Annotated in this window: 24 protein-coding genes; 5 read left to right on the forward strand and 19 right to left on the reverse strand. The window is 68.1% G+C overall.

The window, feature by feature from the left end; all coding sequences use genetic code 11:
• Window positions 1–16: 16 nt before the first annotated feature.
• The 15 genes from AC07Q9_RS04215 to flgB all read right to left on the reverse strand — a co-directional run bounded on the left by AC07Q9_RS04215 (window position 17) and on the right by flgB (window position 14,834).
• Window positions 17–1,735, reverse strand: coding sequence for a methyl-accepting chemotaxis protein (locus tag AC07Q9_RS04215; protein WP_495307569.1), 1,719 nt, complete (start codon window positions 1,733–1,735; stop codon window positions 17–19).
• Between the two features lie 10 nt (window positions 1,736–1,745).
• On the reverse strand, window positions 1,746–2,270 hold the full coding sequence (locus tag AC07Q9_RS04220) for a chemotaxis protein CheW (protein WP_495307571.1): 525 nt from the start codon (window positions 2,268–2,270) through the stop codon (window positions 1,746–1,748).
• A gap of 16 nt (window positions 2,271–2,286) precedes the next feature.
• Entirely contained in the window at window positions 2,287–3,909 is a 1,623-nt protein-coding gene (locus AC07Q9_RS04225) for a methyl-accepting chemotaxis protein (protein WP_495307573.1), read from the reverse strand.
• Window positions 3,910–3,925: 16 nt separating this feature from the next.
• Entirely contained in the window at window positions 3,926–5,506 is a 1,581-nt protein-coding gene (locus tag AC07Q9_RS04230; protein WP_495307575.1) for a methyl-accepting chemotaxis protein, read from the reverse strand.
• 190 nt (window positions 5,507–5,696) lie between these two features.
• Window positions 5,697–5,978, reverse strand: coding sequence for a hypothetical protein (locus AC07Q9_RS04235; RefSeq protein ID WP_495307577.1), 282 nt, complete (start codon window positions 5,976–5,978; stop codon window positions 5,697–5,699).
• Between the two features lie 7 nt (window positions 5,979–5,985).
• Window positions 5,986–7,551 (reverse strand): methyl-accepting chemotaxis protein, encoded by a 1,566-nt coding sequence (locus tag AC07Q9_RS04240; protein ID WP_495307579.1) that lies wholly within the window; start codon window positions 7,549–7,551, stop codon window positions 5,986–5,988.
• Window positions 7,552–7,621: 70 nt separating this feature from the next.
• Entirely contained in the window at window positions 7,622–8,614 is a 993-nt protein-coding gene (gene flgJ / locus AC07Q9_RS04245) for a flagellar assembly peptidoglycan hydrolase FlgJ (protein ID WP_495307582.1), read from the reverse strand.
• Window positions 8,615–8,624: 10 nt separating this feature from the next.
• On the reverse strand, window positions 8,625–9,746 hold the full coding sequence (locus tag AC07Q9_RS04250) for a flagellar basal body P-ring protein FlgI (protein WP_495307584.1): 1,122 nt from the start codon (window positions 9,744–9,746) through the stop codon (window positions 8,625–8,627).
• Window positions 9,746–10,441 carry a flagellar basal body L-ring protein FlgH gene (locus AC07Q9_RS04255; protein WP_369631745.1) on the reverse strand — a complete coding sequence of 232 codons (696 nt, stop codon included), beginning with the start codon at window positions 10,439–10,441 and terminating at the stop codon, window positions 9,746–9,748. Before AC07Q9_RS04255 ends, AC07Q9_RS04250 begins: the two co-directional genes overlap by 1 nt.
• A complete protein-coding gene (gene flgG / locus AC07Q9_RS04260; protein WP_070061530.1) occupies window positions 10,441–11,223 on the reverse strand; it encodes a flagellar basal-body rod protein FlgG in 783 nt (260 codons plus the stop codon). The genes AC07Q9_RS04255 and flgG overlap by 1 nt, the downstream gene beginning before the upstream one ends.
• Window positions 11,224–11,246: 23 nt before the next feature.
• Window positions 11,247–11,993 (reverse strand): flagellar basal body rod protein FlgF, encoded by a 747-nt coding sequence (locus AC07Q9_RS04265; protein WP_495307586.1) that lies wholly within the window; start codon window positions 11,991–11,993, stop codon window positions 11,247–11,249.
• A gap of 13 nt (window positions 11,994–12,006) precedes the next feature.
• The gene (gene flgE, locus AC07Q9_RS04270; RefSeq protein WP_495307588.1) at window positions 12,007–13,221 is read right to left on the reverse strand and encodes a flagellar hook protein FlgE; all 1,215 of its coding nucleotides are present in this window, start codon (window positions 13,219–13,221) and stop codon (window positions 12,007–12,009) included.
• An 82-nt stretch (window positions 13,222–13,303) separates the two neighbouring features.
• Entirely contained in the window at window positions 13,304–13,990 is a 687-nt protein-coding gene (locus AC07Q9_RS04275; RefSeq protein WP_495307590.1) for a flagellar hook assembly protein FlgD, read from the reverse strand.
• Between the two features lie 44 nt (window positions 13,991–14,034).
• On the reverse strand, window positions 14,035–14,430 hold the full coding sequence (gene flgC, locus AC07Q9_RS04280; protein WP_062469232.1) for a flagellar basal body rod protein FlgC: 396 nt from the start codon (window positions 14,428–14,430) through the stop codon (window positions 14,035–14,037).
• Complete coding sequence (gene flgB, locus AC07Q9_RS04285; RefSeq protein WP_062469229.1) at window positions 14,427–14,834, reverse strand: flagellar basal body rod protein FlgB; 408 nt, start codon at window positions 14,832–14,834, stop codon at window positions 14,427–14,429. The genes flgC and flgB overlap by 4 nt, the downstream gene beginning before the upstream one ends.
• Before the next feature lie 221 nt (window positions 14,835–15,055).
• Between flgB and flgA the strand changes: the two genes are divergently transcribed.
• The 5 genes from flgA (at window position 15,056) to AC07Q9_RS04310 (ending at window position 17,987) form a co-directional block, all read left to right on the forward strand.
• A complete protein-coding gene (gene flgA / locus AC07Q9_RS04290) occupies window positions 15,056–15,754 on the forward strand; it encodes a flagellar basal body P-ring formation chaperone FlgA (protein ID WP_495307592.1) in 699 nt (232 codons plus the stop codon).
• Between the two features lie 96 nt (window positions 15,755–15,850).
• Window positions 15,851–16,147, forward strand: coding sequence for a flagellar biosynthesis anti-sigma factor FlgM (gene flgM, locus AC07Q9_RS04295; RefSeq protein ID WP_495307593.1), 297 nt, complete (start codon window positions 15,851–15,853; stop codon window positions 16,145–16,147).
• Window positions 16,144–16,599: a flagella synthesis protein FlgN gene (locus AC07Q9_RS04300; protein WP_495307595.1), complete on the forward strand. Its 456-nt coding sequence runs from the start codon at window positions 16,144–16,146 to the stop codon at window positions 16,597–16,599. The genes flgM and AC07Q9_RS04300 overlap by 4 nt, the downstream gene beginning before the upstream one ends.
• A gap of 8 nt (window positions 16,600–16,607) precedes the next feature.
• A complete protein-coding gene (locus AC07Q9_RS04305; RefSeq protein ID WP_495307597.1) occupies window positions 16,608–17,039 on the forward strand; it encodes a YadA-like family protein in 432 nt (143 codons plus the stop codon).
• 123 nt (window positions 17,040–17,162) lie between these two features.
• Window positions 17,163–17,987, forward strand: coding sequence for a response regulator transcription factor (locus AC07Q9_RS04310; protein ID WP_495307598.1), 825 nt, complete (start codon window positions 17,163–17,165; stop codon window positions 17,985–17,987).
• A gap of 361 nt (window positions 17,988–18,348) precedes the next feature.
• Here AC07Q9_RS04310 and AC07Q9_RS04315 read toward each other — a convergent pair whose 3' ends face one another.
• From AC07Q9_RS04315 to AC07Q9_RS04330, 4 genes are read right to left on the reverse strand one after another with little or no spacing between them, the layout of a single operon-like run.
• Window positions 18,349–19,254, reverse strand: coding sequence for a dihydrodipicolinate synthase family protein (locus tag AC07Q9_RS04315; RefSeq protein WP_495307600.1), 906 nt, complete (start codon window positions 19,252–19,254; stop codon window positions 18,349–18,351).
• A 44-nt stretch (window positions 19,255–19,298) separates the two neighbouring features.
• Window positions 19,299–20,096: an aldolase gene (locus tag AC07Q9_RS04320; protein WP_095745943.1), complete on the reverse strand. Its 798-nt coding sequence runs from the start codon at window positions 20,094–20,096 to the stop codon at window positions 19,299–19,301.
• Between the two features lie 33 nt (window positions 20,097–20,129).
• Window positions 20,130–20,777 (reverse strand): glutathione S-transferase family protein, encoded by a 648-nt coding sequence (locus AC07Q9_RS04325; protein ID WP_495307602.1) that lies wholly within the window; start codon window positions 20,775–20,777, stop codon window positions 20,130–20,132.
• Between the two features lie 5 nt (window positions 20,778–20,782).
• Window positions 20,783–21,799 (reverse strand): Bug family tripartite tricarboxylate transporter substrate binding protein, encoded by a 1,017-nt coding sequence (locus tag AC07Q9_RS04330; protein ID WP_489059630.1) that lies wholly within the window; start codon window positions 21,797–21,799, stop codon window positions 20,783–20,785.
• Between the last annotated feature and the right edge of the window lie 79 nt (window positions 21,800–21,878).

Genomic DNA, 21,878 nt, shown 5'->3' on the forward strand with positions numbered 1-21,878 from the left:
TGTCATTGCGCCTGGCTCAGAACTCGGACCAGTCGCCCTTGGCGTCGCCGGCCATGGCGAGCTGTGGTGTGCCCGCCGGTTCGCGGCGCGCGGGCAGCGCCTTGGCGCGCGGCTTGGGCGTCGGCTTCGGCGGCTTGGGAATCGGCGTGATGCGCGTGAAGCTGGCGCGGGTCGTTGCGACCGCGTTCGCGTCGAGCTTGAAGACGCTCACGGCCTGCACGAGGCTGCCGGCCTGTTCCTGCAGCGACTGCGCGGCGGCCGACGCCTCTTCGACCAGCGCCGCGTTCTGCTGCGTCACCTGGTCCATCTGCGTGATCGCCTGGTTGATCTGCTCGATGCCCGAGGTCTGCTCCTGGCTCGCGGCGGTGATCTCGCCCATGATGTCCGTCACTCGCTTCACGCTGCCCACGATCTCTTCCATCGTTCGGCCGGCTTCGGCGACCTGCTTGCTGCCTTCTTCGACCTTTTCCACCGAGTCGCCGATCAGGGTCTTGATTTCCTTGGCGGCTGCGGCGGAGCGTTGGGCGAGGCTGCGGACTTCAGAAGCCACGACGGCAAAGCCTCGGCCCTGCTCGCCTGCTCTTGCAGCTTCAACCGCCGCATTCAGCGCCAAGATGTTGGTCTGGAATGCGATGCCGTCGATCACGCCAATGATGTCGACGATCTTCTTGGAAGATGCATTGATCGAGCCCATCGTGTCCACGACCTGCGAGACCACGGCGCCGCCCTTCACTGCCACTTCCGAAGCCGACACCGCCAACTGGTTCGCCTGCCGTGCGTTGTCCGCGTTCTGCTTCACCGTCGAAGTCAATTCCTCCATCGACGCCGCCGTCTGCTCCAGCGAGCTGGCTTGCTCTTCCGTGCGCGACGACAGGTCCTGGTTGCCCGAAGCGATCTGCCCCGAGGCCGTGGCGATCGTCTCCGTGCCCGTTCGCACTTCGCCCACCACCTTCGCCAGGTTGGCGTTCATGTCCTTCAGCGCCTGCATGAGCTGGCCCGTCTCGTCGCGGCTGTCCACGCGGATGTTCGCGCTCAGGTCGCCGGCCGCCACCGTCTCGGCCACGCCCACGGCCTTGGCCAGCGGGCGCACGATGCTGCGCGAGATGAAGAAGGCGAACAGGCCGCCCAGCAGCACCGTGAGCGCCGTCAGCAGCAGACGCAGGTTGAAGCTCTTCGCATTCGCCGCGTCGATGGCGTGGCTCATGTCGTCGATGGCGCGGCGTTCGATGGCCAGCAGCTCGAGCACGCGATTTTCGTAGGCCTTGGCGGCCGGCTGGAACGACAGCTGGTAGGCGCGCACGGTCTCGACCGTGTTGCCGCTGGCCTTGGCGCGGGTCACGTCGTCCTTGGCGGCCTGGTACTTGGCGCGCAACTCGACGATGGACTTGTAGGTCGCCTTTTCTTCGTCGGTGACCAGCAGCGCCTCGACCTTGGCCATGGTCTCGGTGCCCTTCTTCACGCTCTCGGAGATCACGTCGGCGAACAGCATCGGCAGCGCCTCGTCGGTGGTGCGCGCGATCATCGAGGTGCGCGCGATGGCCGAGTAGGTCAGCACGTACCAGTCGGCAATGAGCCGCTCCTTGGCCAGCGGGCTCTGCATCATGATGCGCGTGGCTTCGGCGTTCCTGTGCGCGGAGACCAGCGCCACGGCGCTGGAGATCACCGACAACCCGAGCACGATGCCGAAGGCGAGGGTCAGGCGGGTGCCGATGCGAAGGTTCGAAAAGAATGTCATGGGGTGGTCCTCACACGGTGGCGGCGGCTTCGATGAGGCCCATTTCTTCGCTGGACATCAGCCGGTCGATGTCCACCAGGATCAGCATGCGTTCGTCCAGCGTGCCCAGGCCGATCAGGTAGTCGGTGTCGAGCACCGAGCCCATCTCGGGCGCCGGCTTGATCTGCTCGGCCGTGAGCGTGATCACGTCGGACACGCTGTCCACCACCATGCCCACCACGCGGCCCGAGATGTTCAGCACGATCACCACCGTGAACTGGTCGTAGGTGGGCGCGCCCAGCTCGAACTTGATGCGCATGTCGATGATCGGCACGATGATGCCGCGCAGGTTGACCACGCCCTTGATGTAGTCCGGCGCGTTCGCGATGCGTGTCACGGCGTCGTAGCCGCGCAGCTCCTGCACCTTCTGGATGTCGATGCCGTATTCCTCGTCGCCGAGCTTGAAGGTCACGACCTCCAGGCGGTTGGCCGCGGTGGACGCGGACGGCGCCGCGCCATTCGATCGCGGTGATGTGTCTCTGGTGTTGTTCAACATGTGTTCTTCTCCTCGTTCAATACGCATCCCGGGCGCCGGCACCCTCGCCCGCCCCGGTCCTGAATACCCCTGCGGCCCGGACCAGGCCCTCCGCCTGTTCCTGCAGCGACTGCGCCGTGGCCGACGCTTCCTCGACCAACGCGGCGTTCTGCTGCGTCACCTGGTCCATCTGCGCGATGGCCTGGTTGATCTGCTCGATGCCCGAGGTCTGCTCCTGGCTCGCCGTCGTGATCTCGCCCATGATGTCGGTCACGCGCTTCACGCTGCCGACGATCTCCTGCATGGTCCGGCCGGCCTCGGCCACCTGCTTGCTGCCCGCCTCGACCTTCTCCACCGAGTCGCCGATGAGGGTCTTGATTTCTTTCGCGGCGGCGGCCGAGCGCTGCGCCAGGCTGCGCACTTCCGACGCGACCACCGCAAAGCCCTTGCCCTGCTCGCCCGCACGGGCCGCTTCGACGGCCGCGTTCAGCGCGAGGATGTTGGTCTGGAACGCGATGCCGTCGATCACGCCGATGATGTCGACGATCTTTTTCGACGAGGCGTTGATCGAGCCCATCGTGTCCACGACCTGCGAGACCACGGCGCCGCCCTTGACTGCCACCTCCGAAGCGGAAACGGCCAGCTGGTTCGCCTGCAGGGCGTTGTCGGCGTTCTGTTTCACGGTCGAGGTCAGCTCTTCCATCGACGCGGCCGTCTGCTCCAGCGAGCTGGCCTGCTGCTCGGTGCGCGAGGACAGGTCCTCGTTGCCCGAGGCGATCTGGCTCGACGCCGACATCACGCCCGCGACGTTCGCGCCCACGTCCGCGACGATGGCAAAGAGGTTGGCGCTCATCTGGTTCAGCGCGCGCAGCAGGCCCGCGATCTCATCGCCAGGCCGCACCGTGAAGCGCACGAGGTCGCCGCCGGCGATGGTCCGCGCCACCTCGATGGCTTCATCGAGCGGACGGAACACCGTGCGCCCGAGGAACGCACCGAGGCCCAGCCACGCCAGCGCGGCGCCAAGGCCGCCCGCTGCCACGGCGGTGGGCAGCCAGCTGTGCGCGCCGGACGCTGCCACCAGTCGGGACGCTTCCATCCAGCCCATCACGCCCAGGCCCGCTGACAACGCCGCCGCCGCGACGGTCACGCCGAACACGCGGCGCCGCACCGGAATGCGCCGCAGCCGCGCCAACGGATGGGCCCAGCCGCTGCGCACCACCTCGCCCTGCAACAGTTCGAGGCCCTTGGCCTCGCCCTCGCGCATGCGGCGGTAGAGCGCATCGGCGGCGGCCACGTCGTCGCGCGCGGGACGGCTGCGCACGGACATGTAGCCCTCCACGCGGCCCTGATGGCGGATCGGCGTGACGTTGGCGAGCACCCAATAGAAGTCGCCGTTCTTGCGCCGGTTCTTGATCAGGCCGGTCCAGGGCAGGCCCTGGTCGAGCGTGCGCCACAGGTCGGCGAAGGCCTCGGGCGGCACATCGGGGTGGCGCACGATGTTGTGCGCCTTGCCCAGGAGTTCGGCGGCCGTGAAGCCGCTGGCCGCGACGAAGGCCGGGTTGACGTAGGTGATGCGGCCCTTGAGGTCGGTGCGGGACACCAGGGCCTCTTCCTTCGAGAGTTCGTATTCGATGTCGGTGACGGGCAGGTTGACACGCATGGCCGGTGCGTCGCCTTCAGGCCAGGGCCAGCGCGTTGCCGTGGCTGCTGCTGCCGCCGAGGCGGAACACGCCGACGACCTGCGACAGGCTGCCCGCCTGCTCCTGCAGCGACTGCGCCGCGGCCGAGGCTTCTTCGACCAGCGCCGCGTTCTGCTGCGTCACCTGGTCCATCTGCGTGATCGCCTGGTTGATCTGCTCGATGCCCGAGGTCTGCTCCTGGCTCGCGGCAGTGATCTCGCCCATGATGTCGGTCACGCGCTTGACGCTGCCCACGATTTCTTCCATCGTGCGGCCGGCTTCGGCGACCTGCTTGCTGCCTTCTTCGACCTTTTCCACCGAGTCGCCGATCAGGGTCTTGATTTCCTTGGCTGCTGCGGCGGAGCGCTGTGCGAGGCTGCGAACTTCGGAGGCCACGACTGCGAAGCCGCGACCTTGCTCACCAGCGCGCGCAGCTTCCACAGCAGCGTTCAGCGCCAGGATGTTGGTCTGGAATGCGATGCCGTCGATCACGCCGATGATGTCGACGATCTTTTTCGACGAGGCATTGATCGAGCCCATCGTGTCCACCACCTGCGACACCACGGCGCCGCCCTTCACTGCGACTTCCGAAGCAGAAACCGCCAGCTGGTTCGCCTGCCGCGCGTTGTCCGCGTTCTGCTTCACCGTCGAGGTCAGCTCTTCCATCGACGCCGCCGTCTGCTCCAGCGAACTCGCCTGCTCTTCCGTGCGCGACGACAGGTCCTGGTTGCCCGAGGCGATCTGTCCCGACGCGGTGGCAATGGTCTCCGTGCCCGTGCGCACCTCGCCCACCACCTTCGCCAGGTTGGCGTTCATGTCCTTCAGCGCCTGCATCAGCTGGCCCGCTTCGTCGCGGCTGTCCACGCGGATGTTCGCGCTCAGGTCGCCTGCGGCCACCGTCTCGGCCACTTCGAGTGCATGGCCCAGAGGGCGCACGATGCCCAGCGTGAGGCGCCACGCGAACAGCGCGCCCAGCACCAGCGCGATGGCCGACAGCACGAGCAGCGTGGTGCGGCCTTCGGTGTGGTCGGCCGCGATGCCCTTGGCGGCGGCGTCGATCTTCTCGCGCTGATGGTTGGCCAGGTTTTCGACGGCGCCGGCGTAGACGGCGAGCGCTGCGCTGAACTTGGTGTCGACCAGCACATTGGCTTCGTCGATCTTCTTCTCGTCCTTGAGCTTGTTGAGCATGCCCACGGTCTCGAGCACGACGACGCGCGCCGCGACCACCGCGGCATAGAGCGCCTTTTCTTCCGGCGTCGCGAGCATGGCTTCCAGCTGCTTCTGCGCCGGCGTGATGCGCGCCGAACCCGCCGCCTGGAGCTTGGCGAAATAGGCCGCCACCTCGGGGTCGGTGGTCTTGACCATCGCGTAGTTGGCCACCGTGTTCGACTTGAGCAGGCTGAGCCATTCGGCCGCCAGCCGCTCCTTGACCAGCGCGCCCTGCACCATCTCGTCGGTGGCCTGGCCCACGTTCGTGAGGCGCAGCACGCCCGTGCCCGCAATGAACGCCATCAGCAGCAGCAGCACCGCGAAGCCGAGCCCGAGGCGGGTGCCGATTTTCAGATCCTTCAAACTCATTGCGCTTCTCTTCCTTCAATAACGGGGGACGGTGGCCGCATCGCGCGGCGGGCCACCGGCATGACATGACGGCATGGCGGGGCAACGGCCTGCGCCACCCCGTCTCCCTGTTATCGGCAGCGCGCCGCCAGACTTGAGTCTTTTTTCTGAATATCGGTGCGGATCGGGGCGCGGGCGCATGCGTTCTCTGTCAGGCGTCGGTGGCGTTGACGTGCTGGAACACCCGGTCCAGCCGCTCGGCCACCTTGGCGTCGTGACGGCTCGAATGGGCCCGTGCGTGTGCCGCGAGGCCCGCGAGACCCAGGCCCGTCAGGCCGGCGGCGCCCGCCAGCGCCCACACGGCATGGAGCGCCCAGGCGCAGCCAGTGCCGACATGGAAGCCGAGGAAGAGCGCCACGGCCAGCAGCAGGAGCAATGCGGCGAAGCCCATGCCGACGCGGCGCAGGGCTTTCGGATGAAGGTTCGTAGACACGGGAAGTTCAAGCCGCGACGGCTTCGTCGGCGTCGAGCTTGAAGGTGCTCACGGCCTCCACCAGGGCGCCGGCCTGCTCCTGCAGCGACTGCGCTGCCGCAGAGGCTTCTTCGACCAGCGCCGCGTTCTGCTGCGTCACCTGGTCCATCTGCGTGATCGCCTGGTTGATCTGTTCGATGCCCGAGGTCTGTTCCTGGCTCGCGGCCGTGATCTCGCCCATGATGTCGGTCACGCGCTTGACGCTGCCGACGATCTCTTCCATCGTGCGGCCGGCTTCTGCGACCTGCTTGCTGCCTTCCTCGACCTTTTCCACCGAGTCGCCGATCAGGGTCTTGATTTCCTTGGCGGCGGCTGCGGAGCGTTGGGCCAAGCTGCGAACTTCGGAAGCGACCACTGCAAAGCCTCGACCTTGTTCACCGGCGCGAGCGGCTTCCACCGCCGCATTCAGCGCCAGGATGTTCGTCTGGAACGCGATGCCATCGATCACGCCGATGATGTCCACGATCTTCCTGGACGACGCATTGATCGACCCCATCGTGTCCACGACCTGCGACACGACCGCCCCACCCTTCACTGCGACTTCCGAAGCAGAGACGGCCAGCTGGTTCGCTTGACGTGCGTTGTCCGCGTTCTGCTTGACCGTCGAGGTCAGCTCTTCCATCGACGCCGCCGTCTGCTCCAGCGAACTCGCCTGCTCTTCCGTGCGCGACGACAGATCCTGGTTGCCCGCCGCAATCTGCCGCGACGCCACCGCGATCGAATCGGTCGAGGCCTTGATGCGCGTCACGAGGTCGGTGAGCGTGTCTTCCATCTCGCCCATGCCGCGCAGCAGCCGGCCGAAGTCGCCGCCGCGCTCGGTCTCGAACTCCTGGCTCAGGTCGCCGGAGGCCACGGTCTCGGCGATCAGCAGCGCCTCGGCGACCGGATCGGCGATGCTGCGCGTGAGCATCCATGCGAGCACCGCGCCCAGCGCGAGCGCGGCCACGGCCAGCGCGACGATGTAGAGCCGGCCTGCCTGGTACTGCGCGTCGATGGTGGCGGCGCTCTTGTCGATCTCTTGCTGCTGGTGCGTCACCATGGCGCGGATGCTTGCGTCGTAGCCGTCGAGCATCGGCAGCAGCTGCGTGTCGGTGCGCGTCGCGGCCTCGTCCTTGCGGCCTTCGGTCTTCAGCTGGAGGATCTGCTGGCGCAGCACGACGTACTCGCCGCGCCGCTTCTGGATGTCGGCGCTCAGTGCCAGCTCTTCCGGCGTGGTGAGCAGCGCCTCGAGCGCCTTCTGCGTCTCGGAGATGGTGGCGCTGGTGGCGGCGATCTGCTTTTGCAGATGCGCCTGCACCTGCGCGTCGTCGCTCTTGAGCAGCGAGAAGGTGCGCACGCTGTTGGTGGCGGTGCCCAGCTGCCAGGCCGCGGCCAGGCGCTCCTTCGACAAAGTGCGCGAGGCCAGCTCCTTCGTGGCCTCGCCCACGTCTTGCAGCCGCAGCACGCCGATGCCCGCCACGGCCACCAGCAGCGCCAGCACCAGCGCAAAGCCGGCGCCCAGCCGCATTCCGATCGTCCAATTTTTTACCGTCATTCGCTTGTCTCCTCTCGGGGCCTCTCGTGTCGTTGTTCTCGGGTCCGGGCAGTCAGGCTGTGCGAGCGGCTCAGCCGAACTTCTGCATGATGCGAACCAGCTTCTCGCCGTACTTCGGGTCGGTGGCGTAGCCCGCGCGCTGCAGGCCGTGCGCGGCCTGCGCCGGATCGGCGGTGGCCAGCACGTTGGCGTAGCGCGGGTTGCGCGTGATGAAGCGCGCGTAGTCGGTGAAGGCCTCCTCGTAGGAGGCGTAGGCGCGGAACTTCGCGCGCACCTTCTGCGGCTCGCCGTCGATGTATTCGGTGGTGGTGGTCTCCACCGTCGCGCCCTTCCAGCCCTTGTCGGCCTTGATGCCGAAGAGGTTGAAGCTGGGCGTGCCGTCGTCGGCGCGGATCTCGCGCTTGCCCCAGCCGGATTCGAGCGCGGCCTGCGCCAGGATCAGCGGCGCGGGCACGCCGCTGGCGGCGCTGGCCGCCTGCGCCGAAGCGCCCATGCGGTCCACGAACGCATCGACCTGGCCTTGCAGCGAGGCGTTCGCGGCCGGCGCGGGGCCGCTCCTGACTTGATAGACACCGAGGTCGGCCGCGGTCGACACGCGCGCACCGGGCGCCGAGCCGATGGGGATGCCCGCGCGCGGGCCGTACGGCAGGCCGGCGGGCGGCTCCAGCGACATGGGCCGTGTGCCGATGCCATCGTCGGCTTCGGTCGCCGCCGAAGGCAATTGCCGCCGCAGCTGCGCCAGCATCGCCTCGGCCAGCCCCACGCCGCGCCCCGAGAGATTCTGCGTGAGCTGCTGATCGAACATCGACAAATAGACCTTCTGGTCCTGGCTGTCGAGCAGGCCGCTCGAGGGCGTCGCCTCGCGCATGCTCTTGAGCACCATGTTCATGAACAAGGCCTCGAACTGGCGCGAGACCTGTTGCAGGCCCTCTTCGGGCGAGGTGCGCACGGTGCGCCGCAGCGCATCGACGCCCTGCACGTCGAGTGCAAAACGCTGGTCGAGCGCGCCACTGCGGCTGGCCGCGTCGGCGCCGCTCCACGCGGTGTTGGCAGAGATGGTCATGCCGTCGGCCTCAGATGATCTCGAGCTCGGCGCTCAAAGCGCCGGCCGACTTCATGGCCTGCAGGATCGACACCAGGTCCTGCGGGTTGGCGCCCAGGCTGTTCAGCCCCTTGACCACATCGGCCAGCGAGGCGCCGCCGCGCACCATCTGGATCGCGCCGCCGCCCTGGTTGACGGAAATCTGCGAGGTCTGCGCCACCACCGTGCTGCCGCCCGAGAACGCGCCCGGCTGGCTGATCACCGGCTCGGTGTTGATCACCACCGACAGGTTGCCGTGCGCGATGGCGCAGTCTTTCACGCGCACTGCCTGGTTCATCACGACCGAGCCCGTGCGCGCATTCACCACCACCCGCGCGCCCGCCTGCGTGGGCGTGACCTCGAGCTCCTGCAGCTGGGCGAGGAAGCCCACGCGCCGCTGCGGCTCGGGCGCCTGCACGCGGATCACGCGCGCGTCCATGGCTTCGGCGGTGCCGGCGCCGAACTGGCGGTTGATGGCGTCCGTGGCGCGCTGCGCGGTGCCGAAGTCGGAGCGGTTCAGCTCGATGGTGAAGGAGCCCTCCGCGCCCACCGGCGCCTCGACCGTGCGCTCCACCAGCGCGCCGGCGGGAATGCGCCCCGAGCTCAGCTGGTTGACCTGCACCTTGCTGCCGTTGGCCGCAGCGCCCGCGCCGCCCACCACCATGTTGCCCTGCGCCACGGCATACGTCGCGCCGTCCACGCCCTTGAGTGGCGTCATCAACAGCGTGCCGCCGCGCAGGCTCTTGGCATTGCCCATCGACGACACGGTGACGTCGATGTTCTGGCCCGGCCGTGCGAACGACGGCAGCGTGGCCGTCACCATGACGGCCGCCACGTTCTTCAGCTGCATGTTCACGCCCTGCGGGATCGTGATGCCCAGCTGCTGCAGCATGTTGTTCAGGCTCTGCGTGGTGAACGGCGTCTGCATCGTCTGGTCGCCCGTGCCGTCCAGGCCGACCATGAGGCCGTAGCCGATGAGCGGGTTGTCGCGCACGCCCTGGATGCTGGCGAGTTCCTTGAGCCGTTCCGCATGCGCGGGCGCGATGAACAGGAGCGCGCACAGCGCCGCGATGCGCCAGCGATTCAAAGTAGGTGAAGCCTGGAGGTGTGTCATCAGAACGGCATCACGTTGAGGAAGATGCGCTGCATCCAGCCCATGTGCTGGGCTTCATCGATGTAGCCCTTGGCCGAGTACTCGATGCGCGCATCGGCCACCAGCGTCGAAGGCACGGTGTTGTTGCCCGACACGGTGCGCGGGTTCACCACGCCCGAGAAGCGGATGTACTCGGTGCCCTGGTTGATGCCCATCTGCTTCTCGCCGCTCACGAGCAGGTTGCCGTTGGCCATGACGTCGGTCACGGTGACGGTGATCACGCCGTTGAAGGTGTTGTTGGCGTTGGCGCCGCCCTTGGCGTTGAGCGTGTTGGTGCCCGACAGCTTGGTGTCCTGCCCGTCGAGCAGGCCGCCGATGAGCTTGGGAATGGCCGCGAACACGCTGGTCGTGTTGCCCGTGCGGCTGGCATTGGCGCCCGAGTTCTTGGTCGCGTTGACCTTCTCGCTGATGAGGATGGTGAGGATGTCGCCGACGTTGCGCGGGCGGCGGTCTTCGAACAGCGCGTTGGCACCGGGGCCGTCCTGGAAGATCGCACCCGGCGCGCGGCGCGCCTGCACCGCCGCGTACTGGTCGGCGCGCGCCGTCATCGGCTGGTGTACCAGCGGCTCGCGCGGCACCTGCGCGCAGCCGGCGGCCAGCGCGGTGGCGAGCAGCAGCGCCGCCGCCCGGCGAAGAAGACGCACCCCCGCCTGCATCACAACTGGGCCAGGCGCTGCAGCATCTGGTCCGAGGTCTGGACCGCCTTGCTGTTGATCTCGTACGAACGCTGGGTGGCGATCATGTTGACCAGCTCTTCCACCACGTTGACGTTGGAGGCCTCCACATAGCCCTGGCTCAGCGTGCCCGCGCCGTCCACGCCGGGGTTCACCTGGTTGGGTGCGCCCGAGGCGTCGGTCTCGGCATACAGGTTCTCGCCCTTGCTCTGCAGGCCCGTCGGGTTGACGAAGGTCGCGAGCTGCAGCTGGCCGACCTGCACGGTGTTGGTGCCGCCCGCCTGCACCACCGACACGATGCCGTCGCGGCCCACGGTGATGCTGGTGGCGTTGGCCGGGATGGTGATGGCCGGCTGCACCGGGAAGCCGCTGGCCGTGACCAGCTGGCCGTCGCGGTCGGTCTGGAACGAGCCGTCGCGCGTGTACGAGGTGGTGCCGTCGGGCATCAGCACCTGGAAGAAGCCGCTGCCGCTGATGGCCACGTCGGTCGGCTTGTCGGTCTTGGTGAGGTTGCCCTGCGAGTGGATGCGCTCGGTGGCGACCACGTGCACGCCGGTGCCGACCTGCAGGCCCGAAGGCAGGCGCGTCTGGTCGGAGCTCTGGCCGCCGACCTGGCGCAGGTTCTGGTAGACCAGGTCTTCGAACACGGCGCGGCTGCGCTTGAAGCCGGTGGTGCCGACGTTGGCCAGGTTGTTGGAGACCACGTCGAGCTGCGTCTGCTGCGCGTCCAGGCCGGTCTTGGCGATGTAGAGGGAGCGGATCATTGAAAGGAGTTCCTGGAAGAGGGTCAGCCGTAGGCCAGCAGCTTGTTGGCGGTCTGCGCGTTGATGTCGGCGGTCTGCAGCGACTTCATCTGCATCTCGAAGCTGCGCGCGTTGGCGATCATGGCCACCATGGCATCGACCGGCTGCACATTGCTGCCCTCGATGGCGCCGGAGATGAGCGTGACGGCCTCGTCGGCCTCGGCCGGCGGCAGGTCGGCGCGCATGCGGAACAGGCCGTCGTCGCCGCGCACGAGGTCGGTCACGGGCGGGTTGACGAGCTTCAGCCGGCCCACCTCGGCGATGCCGGTGAGCGTGGTCGAGGCCGCGTCGCGCGAACCCACGAGGCCGTTCGACGCAATGCTCACGGCCGAACCCGGCGGCACGGTGAGCGCGCCGTTGTCGCCCACCACGGGGCGCCCGCCCATCGTCGTGAGCTGGCCGTCGGCGCCGATCTGCAGGTTGCCGACGCGCGTGTAGGCCTCGCTGCCGTCGGCCGCCTGCACCACCAGCCAGCCTTCACCGCCCACGGCCACGTCGAGCGCGCGGCCGGTCTGCGTGAGCGGGCCGTGCGTGAAGTCGGCGCCGGGCGTGGTGGCGGCCACGAAGGCGCGCGTGGGCGCTTCCTCGCCGACCACGGGCACGGCGCGGAAGTTCGCGATCTGCGCACGGAAGCCCGGCGTCGAGACGTTCGCCATGTTGTTGGCGACCACGGCCTGCTGCTCCATGGCCTGCTTGGCGCCGCTCATGGCGACATACAGCATTCGATCCACGCAATGCTCCCGGTCAGCGGATGTTCATGAGCGTCTGCATGACCTGGTCCTGCGTCTTCACGGTCTGCGCATTGGCCTGGTAGTTGCGCTGCGCGACGATGAGGTTCACCAGCTCGGAGGTCAGGTCGACGTTGGACGACTCCAGCGCGCCCGAGGCCAGCGAGCCGGCCTTGGTGCCTTCGCCCGGCGTGCCGGTGAGCGCGTTGCCCGAGGCCTGCGTCTCGGCCCACACGTTGTTGCCCTTGGGCTCCAGGCCGTTGGGGTTGGCGAACGACGACAGCACGACCTGGCCCAGCAGGCGCGTCTGCTCGTTGGAGAACTTGCCGGTGATGGTGCCGTCGGGGTTGATCGAGAACGCGGTGAGCTCGCCCGACTTGTAGCCGTCCTGGCCCAGCTTGCTCATGCCGTTGGCGCTGCCGAACTGCGTGGTGCCCGTGAGGTCGACCGAGGCGGTGAGCGGCGAGGCACCGTTGGTGAAGGTGAGCGGCCCGATGTTGAACGCGCCCGAGGCCGGTGCGGTCATGACGCCCTTGGCGTCGAAGCTCACATTGGACAGCGCGGCACCGCCGTTCAGCGGTGCGCCGTCGGAGGTGCCGTACACGTTCCAGGTGTTGGCCGCCGTCTTCACGAAGTACACGGCCACGTCGTGCGGGTTGCCCAGCGAGTCGTAGATGGGGCCGATGGCGTTCGGGTAGTTGTAGGTGGCGGCGTCGGTGGGGTTGAACGGCGTCTTGGTGGGCACCGTGCTGCGCGCGTCGAGGTTGAACTGCGCGTCGATGTTGGCCGTGGGCTTGGGCGGCATCATGCCGCCCTGCACCTGGATCGGGCCCGGCGTGCCGCCGCTGATGCCGCCGCTGGCGTTGGCACCGTAGCCGGTGAGCTGCAGGCCCTGCGCGTTGACGATGTAGCCGTCCTTGTCGCGCGTGAACTGGCCGTTGCGCGAGTAGAAGACCTCGCCGCTGGGGCTGGCCAGGCGAAAGAAGCCGTCGCCGTTGAGGATGGCCACGTCGAGGGGACGCGTGCTCGACTGCGTCACGCCCTGCGTGAAGTTCTGCGTCACGCCCGACACCGAGGCGCCCAGGCCCACGCGCGAGCCGGCGTACACGTCCTGGAAGGTGGCGGCGGCCGACTTGTAGCCCACCGTGCCCGAGTTGGCGATGTTGTTGCCGATGACGTCGAGGTTGGCCGCGGCCACGCCGAGTCCGCTGATGCCTTGGGAGAAACTCATGAGGGGGTCCTTGTTCGGTGCGAGGAAGAAGAGTGCGAAGGGCGCAGCCCGTGCGGGCCACGCCGAAGACGAAGACGAAAGCTCAGAGGAACAGGCGCACGTCGCCCAGCCCGATGCTGGCGCCCGAGGCCAGCTCCAGCGTGACGCCGCCGGCGCCCTGCTTCACGGCGGCCACCTGCGAGAAGGTGAGCGCGGTGGCCTTCACCGTCGTGCCGTTGTTGCTGGCATCGACCGTGAAGCGGTAGGCGCCCGGCGGTACCGCCACGCCCAGGTCGTCCTTGCCGTCCCAGGTGACGGCGTTGACGCCTTCCTTCATGGCGCCCGCGTCGAGCGTGCGGATCACCTTGCCGGTGCTGTCGACGATCTTGAGCTCGACGTCGGCGGCGGTGCCCGGCAGCTGCACGGCGAAGGCCTGCGTGGCGGGGTCCTTGCCGTCTTCGGGCTTCTTGGTGGTGAGCACATCGCCGGGCGACAGCACGTTGTAGCCGATGAGCGAAGTGGCCTGCAGCAGCTGGTTGGCGCCGGTCTGGTTGACCAGGCCCGAGAGCGTGGCGTTGAGCTTCTCGATGCCGCTCACGGTGCTCATCTGCGCGAGCTGCGAAGTGAGCTCGGCGTTCTGCATCGGGTTGAGCGGGTCCTGGTTGTTCAGCTGCGTGACCAGCAGCTTGAGAAAGCGCTGCTCGCTGTCGGCACTGGAGACGTTGTTGTTGCTGTTCGCCGCCGTGGGCGCGTTCAGCCCGCTGATGGACGAGGTGTCGGAGAGGGCCATGGGGTCGGGGTTCTTCCTGCGGGAGGCGTGTGGGCGTGCGTGGGTTACTGGCCGATGGTCAGCGTCTTGACCATCAGCGTCTTGGCGGTGTTGAGCACCTCGACGTTGGCCTGGTAGCTGCGCGAGGCCGAGATCATGTTGGTCATCTCTTCGACCACGTTGACATTGGGCATCGCCACGTAGCCCTCGGCGTTGGCGTGCGGGCTCTTCGGGTCGAACACCAGCTTGGCGGGCGACGGGTCTTCGATGACACCGGCCACCTTGACGCCGCCGATGTCGCGCCGCCCCGATGCCGCCACCTCGAACACCACCTGCTTGGCGCGGTAGGGCTGGCCGTCGGGGCCGGCCACGCTCTCGGCATTGGCGAGGTTGCTCGCGGTCACGTTCATGCGCTGCGATTGCGCGGTCATGGCGGAGCCCGCCACGTCGAAGATGTTCATGGCTGTACCGCCGACAGGAGCGACTTGATCTTGGCGTTGATGAGGGTCAGGTTCGACTCGTAGCGCAGCGCGTTGTCGGCGAAGGCCACGCGCTCGACGTCCATCTCGACCGTGTTGCCGTCGAGGCTGGACTGGTGCGGCACGCGGTACAGCAGGTCGTCGCCGGCCGTGGCCTGCGCCTGGCCCGCGAGGTGGCGCGACGAGGTGGTGGCCATCGACACCGACGAGGCGGCGCGGCCGCGCTCGACGGCCTCGCTCAGGCGCGCGCCGAAGTCGAAGTCGCGCGCCTTGTAGTTCGGCGTGTCGGCATGGGCGATGTTGGCCGCGAGCACCTCCTGGCGCTGGGCCCGGAGATGGAGCGCTTCGCGGTGGAAGCGAAACGCCGCATCCAGCTTGTCGATCATCTTTGTTCCATCTGTTGAGGCGTCGCCAGTGCACGGGGCGCAGCGACCGATGGAAAGCAAGTCTATGCATGCGGCGCGTTGGCAATCGCCCGAACAAAGGGGGGTTTCGCCTGCTGCTCGCACCTTCGCCGGCGGGGTGAATTCATAAGAATCCAGGGGCGCCGGTTGCGGCTTTCCTGCACCGGCGACCTCATTTTTCTGGCCCTCTTCTTTCGCTTTCGATGACCCTCTCGCCGCTTCGCCAACACCTGCTGCGCACTGCCTGCGCGATGGGGCTGTCGTGCGCGGTGTCGACCGGCGCGATCGCAGGCGATGTGGCCGCGAAGGCGGTCGAGACCTACCTCCAGGTGCAGAGTGCCGGCCTGCCGGGCAAGGTGACGGTCAGCCTCGAAGGACGCGGCACCGAGGCCCTGCCCGCGTGCGAAGCGCCCGAGGTGTTCCTGCCACCGGGCGTCACGCCGTGGGGCCGCCTCTCGGTGGGCGTGCGTTGCCATGCCGAACGGCCGTGGACGCGCTTCGTGCAGGCGCGTGTCGCGGTCGAGGGCCGCTACCTGGTGGCGGCGCGCGCCATCGACGCGGGCCGGGCGCTGGGCGCTGGCGACGTGGTCGAGCGCACCGGCGACCTCACGCGGCTGCCGCGCTCGGTGGTCACCAGCACGGCCGAACTGGTCGGCGTGGTGAGCGCCAACCGCGTCGCGCCCGGCGCCCCGATCCGCAAGGAGCTGCTGCGCGGCGTCGCCGTGATCCAGCAGGGCCAGGCCGTGAAGGTGGTGGCGCAGGGGCCGGGCTTTGTCGTCAGCACCGAAGCCAAGGCCCTGAGCGGCGCCGCGGTGGGTGCGGTGGTGCAGGCCAGGACGCTGGACGGCCGGGTGATCCGCGGCGTGGCCGACGAGGAAGGACAGGTCCGGCTGGTGCAGTAGCGGCCGCCGCGTCCGCGCAGGCTTCACTTCATGCACGCCCTTCCTAAAGTTCTTGCACCGGCTGCCGATATACGGGTCAGCCCCTGAGGAATCACCTTGAAAATCGATCCCACCGCCCCTTCGGCCACGCCCCTGCACCGCACGCCCGCACCGGGCTCGCCGGCTCCGTCGACGTCCGCCGAGGCCGTGCAGCGCCCCAAGGAAGCGGCCCCCGTCTCCGCGCTCGTCCATGCGATGCCCGCCGCCGTGGGGGGCAGCGACTTCGACGCCGCGCGCGTGGCCGCGATCCGCGAGGACATCCGCGCCGGCCGCTACGAGATCCGCCCCGAGCGCATCGCCGACGGCCTGCTGGCGAGCGTGCGCGAGCTGCTCGCACCGAAGGGCGAGGCATGAGCACCTTGCTGGCGCACCTGCGCGCGGAAGCGGGCTGCATCGGGGAGTTTCTCGTGGTGCTGGACGAAGAGGCGCAGGCCATGTCGGACAGCGTCTTCGACGCACTGAACGGCATCGCCGGCCGCAAGACCGCGCTGCTGGACCGCATGGCCGAACTCGACCGGCAGCGTGAATCGCTGCAGGCGGCGCTGGGCTTCGGGCCCGGTCGTGCGGGCGCGGATGCCGCCGCTGCAGCAGGCGGTGAACCCACGCACCAGGCCTGGCGCGAACTGCTCGCGCTCGCCGAAGACGCGCGCAACCGCAACCTGCACAACGGCACACTGGTGTACGCGCACCTGGACTTCACGCAGCAGGCGCTGCACTTCCTGCAGGCCCGCGCCCAACCCTTCTACGGCCCCGATGGCGTGCGCAAGACGCAAACCGGCGCCGGCACCCGGCTGGCCGCCGGCTGAGCCGTCTCGTGAACGCATCCGCACGCTTCGCCCCCGCACGCACCGCGATCCCGCTGGTGCTGCTGTGGCTCGCGTGCACCGGCGCCCATGCCTTCGAACTGGCGCCTGCCGTGCGCTCGGACGACGCCATCAACCTGGGGCAGCTGCACCCGGTGCGCACGGCGGTCGGCGAAACGGCGCGCATCGCGTACTCGGGCGCGGCCATGGCCATCGCCATGTCGGCCGCCTACGTGCCGTCGTACCGGCCCGGCGAACAGTCCCTCGGCCTGGCCTTCGGCACCTACCAGGGCTACACGGCCGCGGCGCTGGGCTTCAAGCGCACGTCGGGCGACGGCGACACGGCCTGGGGCATGGGCGTGTCCAGCACGGGCCGGGAGTGGGGCTTCAACGCGGGCATCGGCTGGAAGCTGCCGCGCAGCACCGGCGCCGCCCGCCCCTGAGCCCATGTCATCGCCCCGGGACGCCCTTCACCACCTTCGCATGGATGCCACCGACATGAAGACCCTTCCTTCCACGCCAACATCCCGTCACCAGAAGGTCGCACCCCGAGGAGCCTGCGCGTGATGGCCGCGCAGCAGGGCGCGCGCCGCATCGCGATGGTGGGCTGCGACGAGGCGCAGCAGGCCGGCTGGGGCAACCGCCTGCGCCTGATGGGCTGCGAGCCCGTGTCCTTCGGCGACAGCACGCAGTTCCTGCTGGCCGTCACCCAGGGCCTGCAGTTCGGCCTGCTGCTGGTCGTGCTGAAGGACGAAGGCGCCTGGCCGATCCTCACGGCGATGTGCCGCGCGCTGCGCATTCCCATTTTTCTGGTGGCGCGCGCCTCGCAGCGCAACCTGCTGGTCGATGTGCTGTCGGCCGCGGGCGGCGAGACGCAGGGCGCGAGCATCGACTTCGCGGTGCTGCCCGTCGACGAGTTCGAGCTGGAACTGCGCGTGCGCGAATCGCTGCGGCGCAACCGCACGCTGCTGCAGCCGCAGGCCACGGCCGCGTGCTTCGGCGATTACCAGTTCCTCGGCGAGCGCCGCGTGGTGGTGTGCCACGGCACCGAGGTGCGATTGAAGCCGCGCGAGTTCGAACTGGCGCTGCTGCTGTTCCGCAACGCGGGCCGGCTGCTGGAGCGCGACTGGCTGCTGGCCTCGCTGTGGGTGGATGCGCGCATCGAACGCACGAGCCGCACGCTGGACTGCTGCGTGGCCAGCATCCGGCGCAAGCTCTCGCTGCACAAGGGCGGCGAGTTCGTGCTGGTCTCGGTGTATGGGCGCGGCTACGAGCTGCGGCACATGGCGCCGGCGGCGTCTGAAGTCGATGAAGCGCCGCTGATCGACACCGCGGATTTCCCGGACACCTCGAACGAGCCGGTATGGCTCGGCGAAAGCGCGCGGGCATGAAACTGTGACGACCTCCGGCCTCGAGGAACCACCCCGAAGGGCGGGTGCCGAAGCGACCTCTACCAACGCCAGAAGACCGTCCCCGCCAGTATCCGCGCCTTGGCTGAAGACAGGCTGAAGCCCCGCATAAAACCCTTCTGCTTCCGTACTCAGCCGCCGGTCAGCGAACGTGGGTTCAATGACAGGACACACGGTGAGGGGGGAGATTCATTGCAGGACACCATGAGACTACTCGCAGAGGCATCGCTGATTCTGGCCCTGGCCATCGCCCTCGGCGGGTTGGTGCTCGGGCTGCTGGCCGGTCCGCAGCACCCCGACGACCCGGAATAAGCCGTCGGGAGACCTTGCATGGCCGCGCGGGCTACAGCGCAGCCAGCGGCTTCGCGTCGATGGTCTTCAGCAGGGCCTGCAGCGCCTGGGTGCCCTGGCTGTCGAGTCCGAGCAGCGGCGCGCGCGGCACGCCCGCTTCGAAGCCGCGCAGGCCCAGGCCGGCCTTGATCGTCGTGGGCAGGCCGCCCTGCAGGATGAAGCGCAGGATCGGCAGCTGGGCGTAGAACACACGGCGCGCGCGGTCCAGGTCGCCTGCGGCGCAGATGTCGTAAAGCGCCAGGGGCCACTCGGGGATCAGGTTGGGCGCGGCGGTGCACCAGCCGATGGCGCCGGCCGCAAAGGCTTCGAGCGCCAGCGGGTTGCTGCCGTTGAAGAACGGAATGCGGCCATCGGACAGCTGCATCAGCGTGTGCATACGCTGGATGTCGCCCGAACTCTCCTTGACCATCGTGGCGTTCGCGATGTCCTTGACGATGCGGACGATCAGCTCGGGTTTCATGTCGACGCCGCTGGTGGCCGGGTTGTTGTAGACCATGATCGGCACGCCCACGGCCTCTGAAATCGTGGCGTAGTGGCGAAAGATCTCGTCGTCCGAGAGCTTCCAGTACGACACCGGAAGCACCATCACGGCATCGGCGCCCGCTGCTTCCGCGAACTTCGCCTTGCGCACCGCGTTGCGCGTCGTCAGGTCGGAGATGCCCACGATGACCGGCAGGCGCTTGTTGACCTGCTGGATGGAGGCTTCGGCGACAGCATCCCACTCGGCGTCGTCCAGGTAGGCGCTTTCGCCGGTGCTGCCCAGCGGGGCGATGCCGTGCGAACCGCGTTCGACGAGACGGTCGATGAGGCCGCGCACGGCCGCAAGGTCGACACGGCCCGAGGCCTTGTCGAACGGCGTGACGGGGTAGGAAATGATGCCTTTGAAGGAGGTGCTCATGATGGCTTCGGAATCTTTCGGTGAGGGGATCGAATGCACGCCGTTCAGCGCGAACGGATGCAGTCCGCGTGGCGACCGGTGCGCAAGGTGCGGCGCGCGTAGTACGCGAAGGCCGCCTCGTTGCGCTTGGGACGCAGGATCCAGTCGTGTGCTTCACGGCCCAGGGCCGGATCGATGGGCTGGATGGCCCCTGCAGCGGCTGCCAGCAGCTGCATCCTGGCCGCGCGTTCGAACGCGATCGCCAGCACGCAGGCGGCCTCGACGCTTTCAGCCGCCACCAGCAGGCCGTGGTGCGAGAGCATCAAGGTGCGCTTGCTGCCCAATGCCGTGGAGATGAGCTCGCCCTCCTCGTTGCCGACCGGCACGCCGGGCCACTTCGGAACGAAGGCCACGTCGTCGTACAGCACGCAGTTGTCCATGTGCGAAACCTCCAGCGGCACTTCGAGCATGCTCAGGGCCGCCGCGTGCAGTGCATGCGTGTGGATGATGCAGTTGACGTCCGGCCGCGCACGGTAGACCCACGAGTGGAAGCGGTTGGCGGGGTTGGCCATGCCTGAACCGGACTTGACGTTCAGGTCTTCGTCGACGACCAGCAGGTTGTCTTCCGAAATCTCGTCGAAGCCCAGGCCCAGGCGTTGCGTCAGGTAGGTGCCGTGGACCTCGGTGCGCGTGGTGATCTGGCCCGCCAGGCCGGAGTCGTGGCCGTTCTCGAAGAGGATGCGGCACGTCAGCGCCAGCTTCTGGCGCAGCGTGTACTCCGATGGCAACAGGGTCGTTTCCATCTCGGCATTCGCCTTGTCGATCAAGGCTTCCTTGTTGAGGGAAAAAGTGTCTTCTGACATAGCAATCGCTCCCGTATCAGCGTTGAGAAAAAGTCAGCCCGAGGTTTCGAGCGTGGAAAGGGTGAGGCCCGGTTGCCCAGGGAACAGTGGCGCGTAGCCCGGCAGGCCTTCGATGCGATCGATCCACCGCCGCACCTGCGGGTAGCGCGCAAGATCGACGCCGCCCATCGGCGCCTTGCGGGTGTACGGATACAAGGCGATGTCCGAAATGCTCGGCGCCGTTTCCGTGGAGACCCACTGCCGACCTGTTGCCAGGCGCGCCTCGAGAATCGCCAGCGCGTCGTGGCCTTCCTGCAGCCACGCGCGCGCTTGGGCGTCGGCAGGCGCGAGGTCTTTGCGCAGGGCCAGGTGCAGCCGCAGCTGGGCCAGCGGTCGCATGTGCTGCTCTTGCTCGAAGTGCATCCATGCGAGCGTCTGCGCTTGCTCGTGGAGCGCCTGGGGCCACCACGGCGTGCCCTGCGCCAGATAGAAAAGGATGGCGCCCGACTCGCTCAGCATGCGGCCGTCGTCCAGTTCGAGCACGGGCACCCGCTTCATCGGCGCGTGGGCGAGGAAACTTGCGGACTGCAGGTCGCCGCGGTCGATCGACAGCGTGGTTCGCTGCAGATCGATGCCCACGAAGCTCGCCAGGAGCCGGACCTTCCAGCAGTTGCCGGAGCGCTGTGTGTCGATGATGCGCATGGCGGTCAGTCCACCTTGGTGCCGGCGGCCTTGGTGATGCGCGTCCACTTGTCGGTCTCGCTGCGCACATGCTTCAGGTAGGCCGCTTCACCCGTGGGCAGCGGCTCGACACCGATCTCCGCCAGCTTGGCCTGCAGCTCCGGGCGGGCCAGGGCGCGCGCCAGGGCTTCGGACAACAGCGTGGTCTGTTGCTTGGGCGTGCCCGGTGGCGCGAGCAAGGCGTTCCACGACCCGATCAGGAAAGTGGGCACACCGGCTTCGGCGCTGGTCGGCACCTTCGGCATGGCGCCACTGCGCGCGTCGTCGGCGATGACCAGGGCCTTCAGGCGCCCGGCCTGGACCTGGCTTCGGATGACGGGAATGGCGTCGATCACGATCTGCACCTGCCCGCCCAACGCGGCGTTGATGGCTTCGGCACCGCTCTTGAACGGCACATGGACGATCTCGGTGTGGGTGGCGATCTTGAAAAGCTCCAGCCCCAGATGCGGCGAACTCGCATTGCCCGCGGAGCCGGCGTTGAGCTTGCCGGGGTTGGCCTTGGCATAGGCCACCAGGCCCTTCACATCGTCGACGCGCAGCGCGTCGTTCACGACCAGCACATACGGCGAGTTGCTCACCAGCGAGACGGGCGCGAAGGCGCTCGCGTCATAGGCGAGCTTGCTGTAGATCATCTTGTTGACGACCTGCGTGCCGACCGTGCCCAGCAGCAGCGTGTAGCCGTCGGGCGCGGCCTGGGCGAGTGCCTGCGCCGCGATGTTGCCGCCCGCGCCGGCGCGGTTGTCGATGATCACCGACTGCTTGAGCTCTTCGCCCAGCTTCTGTCCCACCAGCCGCGCCACGACGTCGGTGATGCCGCCGGCACCGAACGGCACGATCAGCTTGATGGGTTTGGCCGGGTAAGCCGCCTGCGCCAAAGCAGGCCGGGGAAGGGCCACGACCGTGGCCGCGCACAGCACCGCGCCGAGCAGGGCCGCGGCAGTGAGAAATGGATTTTTCCAGCGAAAAGACGGGAAATTCGACATGACATACTCCAAAAGAACCCACCGGTGCGGCGACACATCGGTGTCGCGGCTCAGGACTCAAATGTACGATAGGACTCAT

This window comes from Variovorax sp. GW821-FHT09A10, from assembly GCF_059418385.1.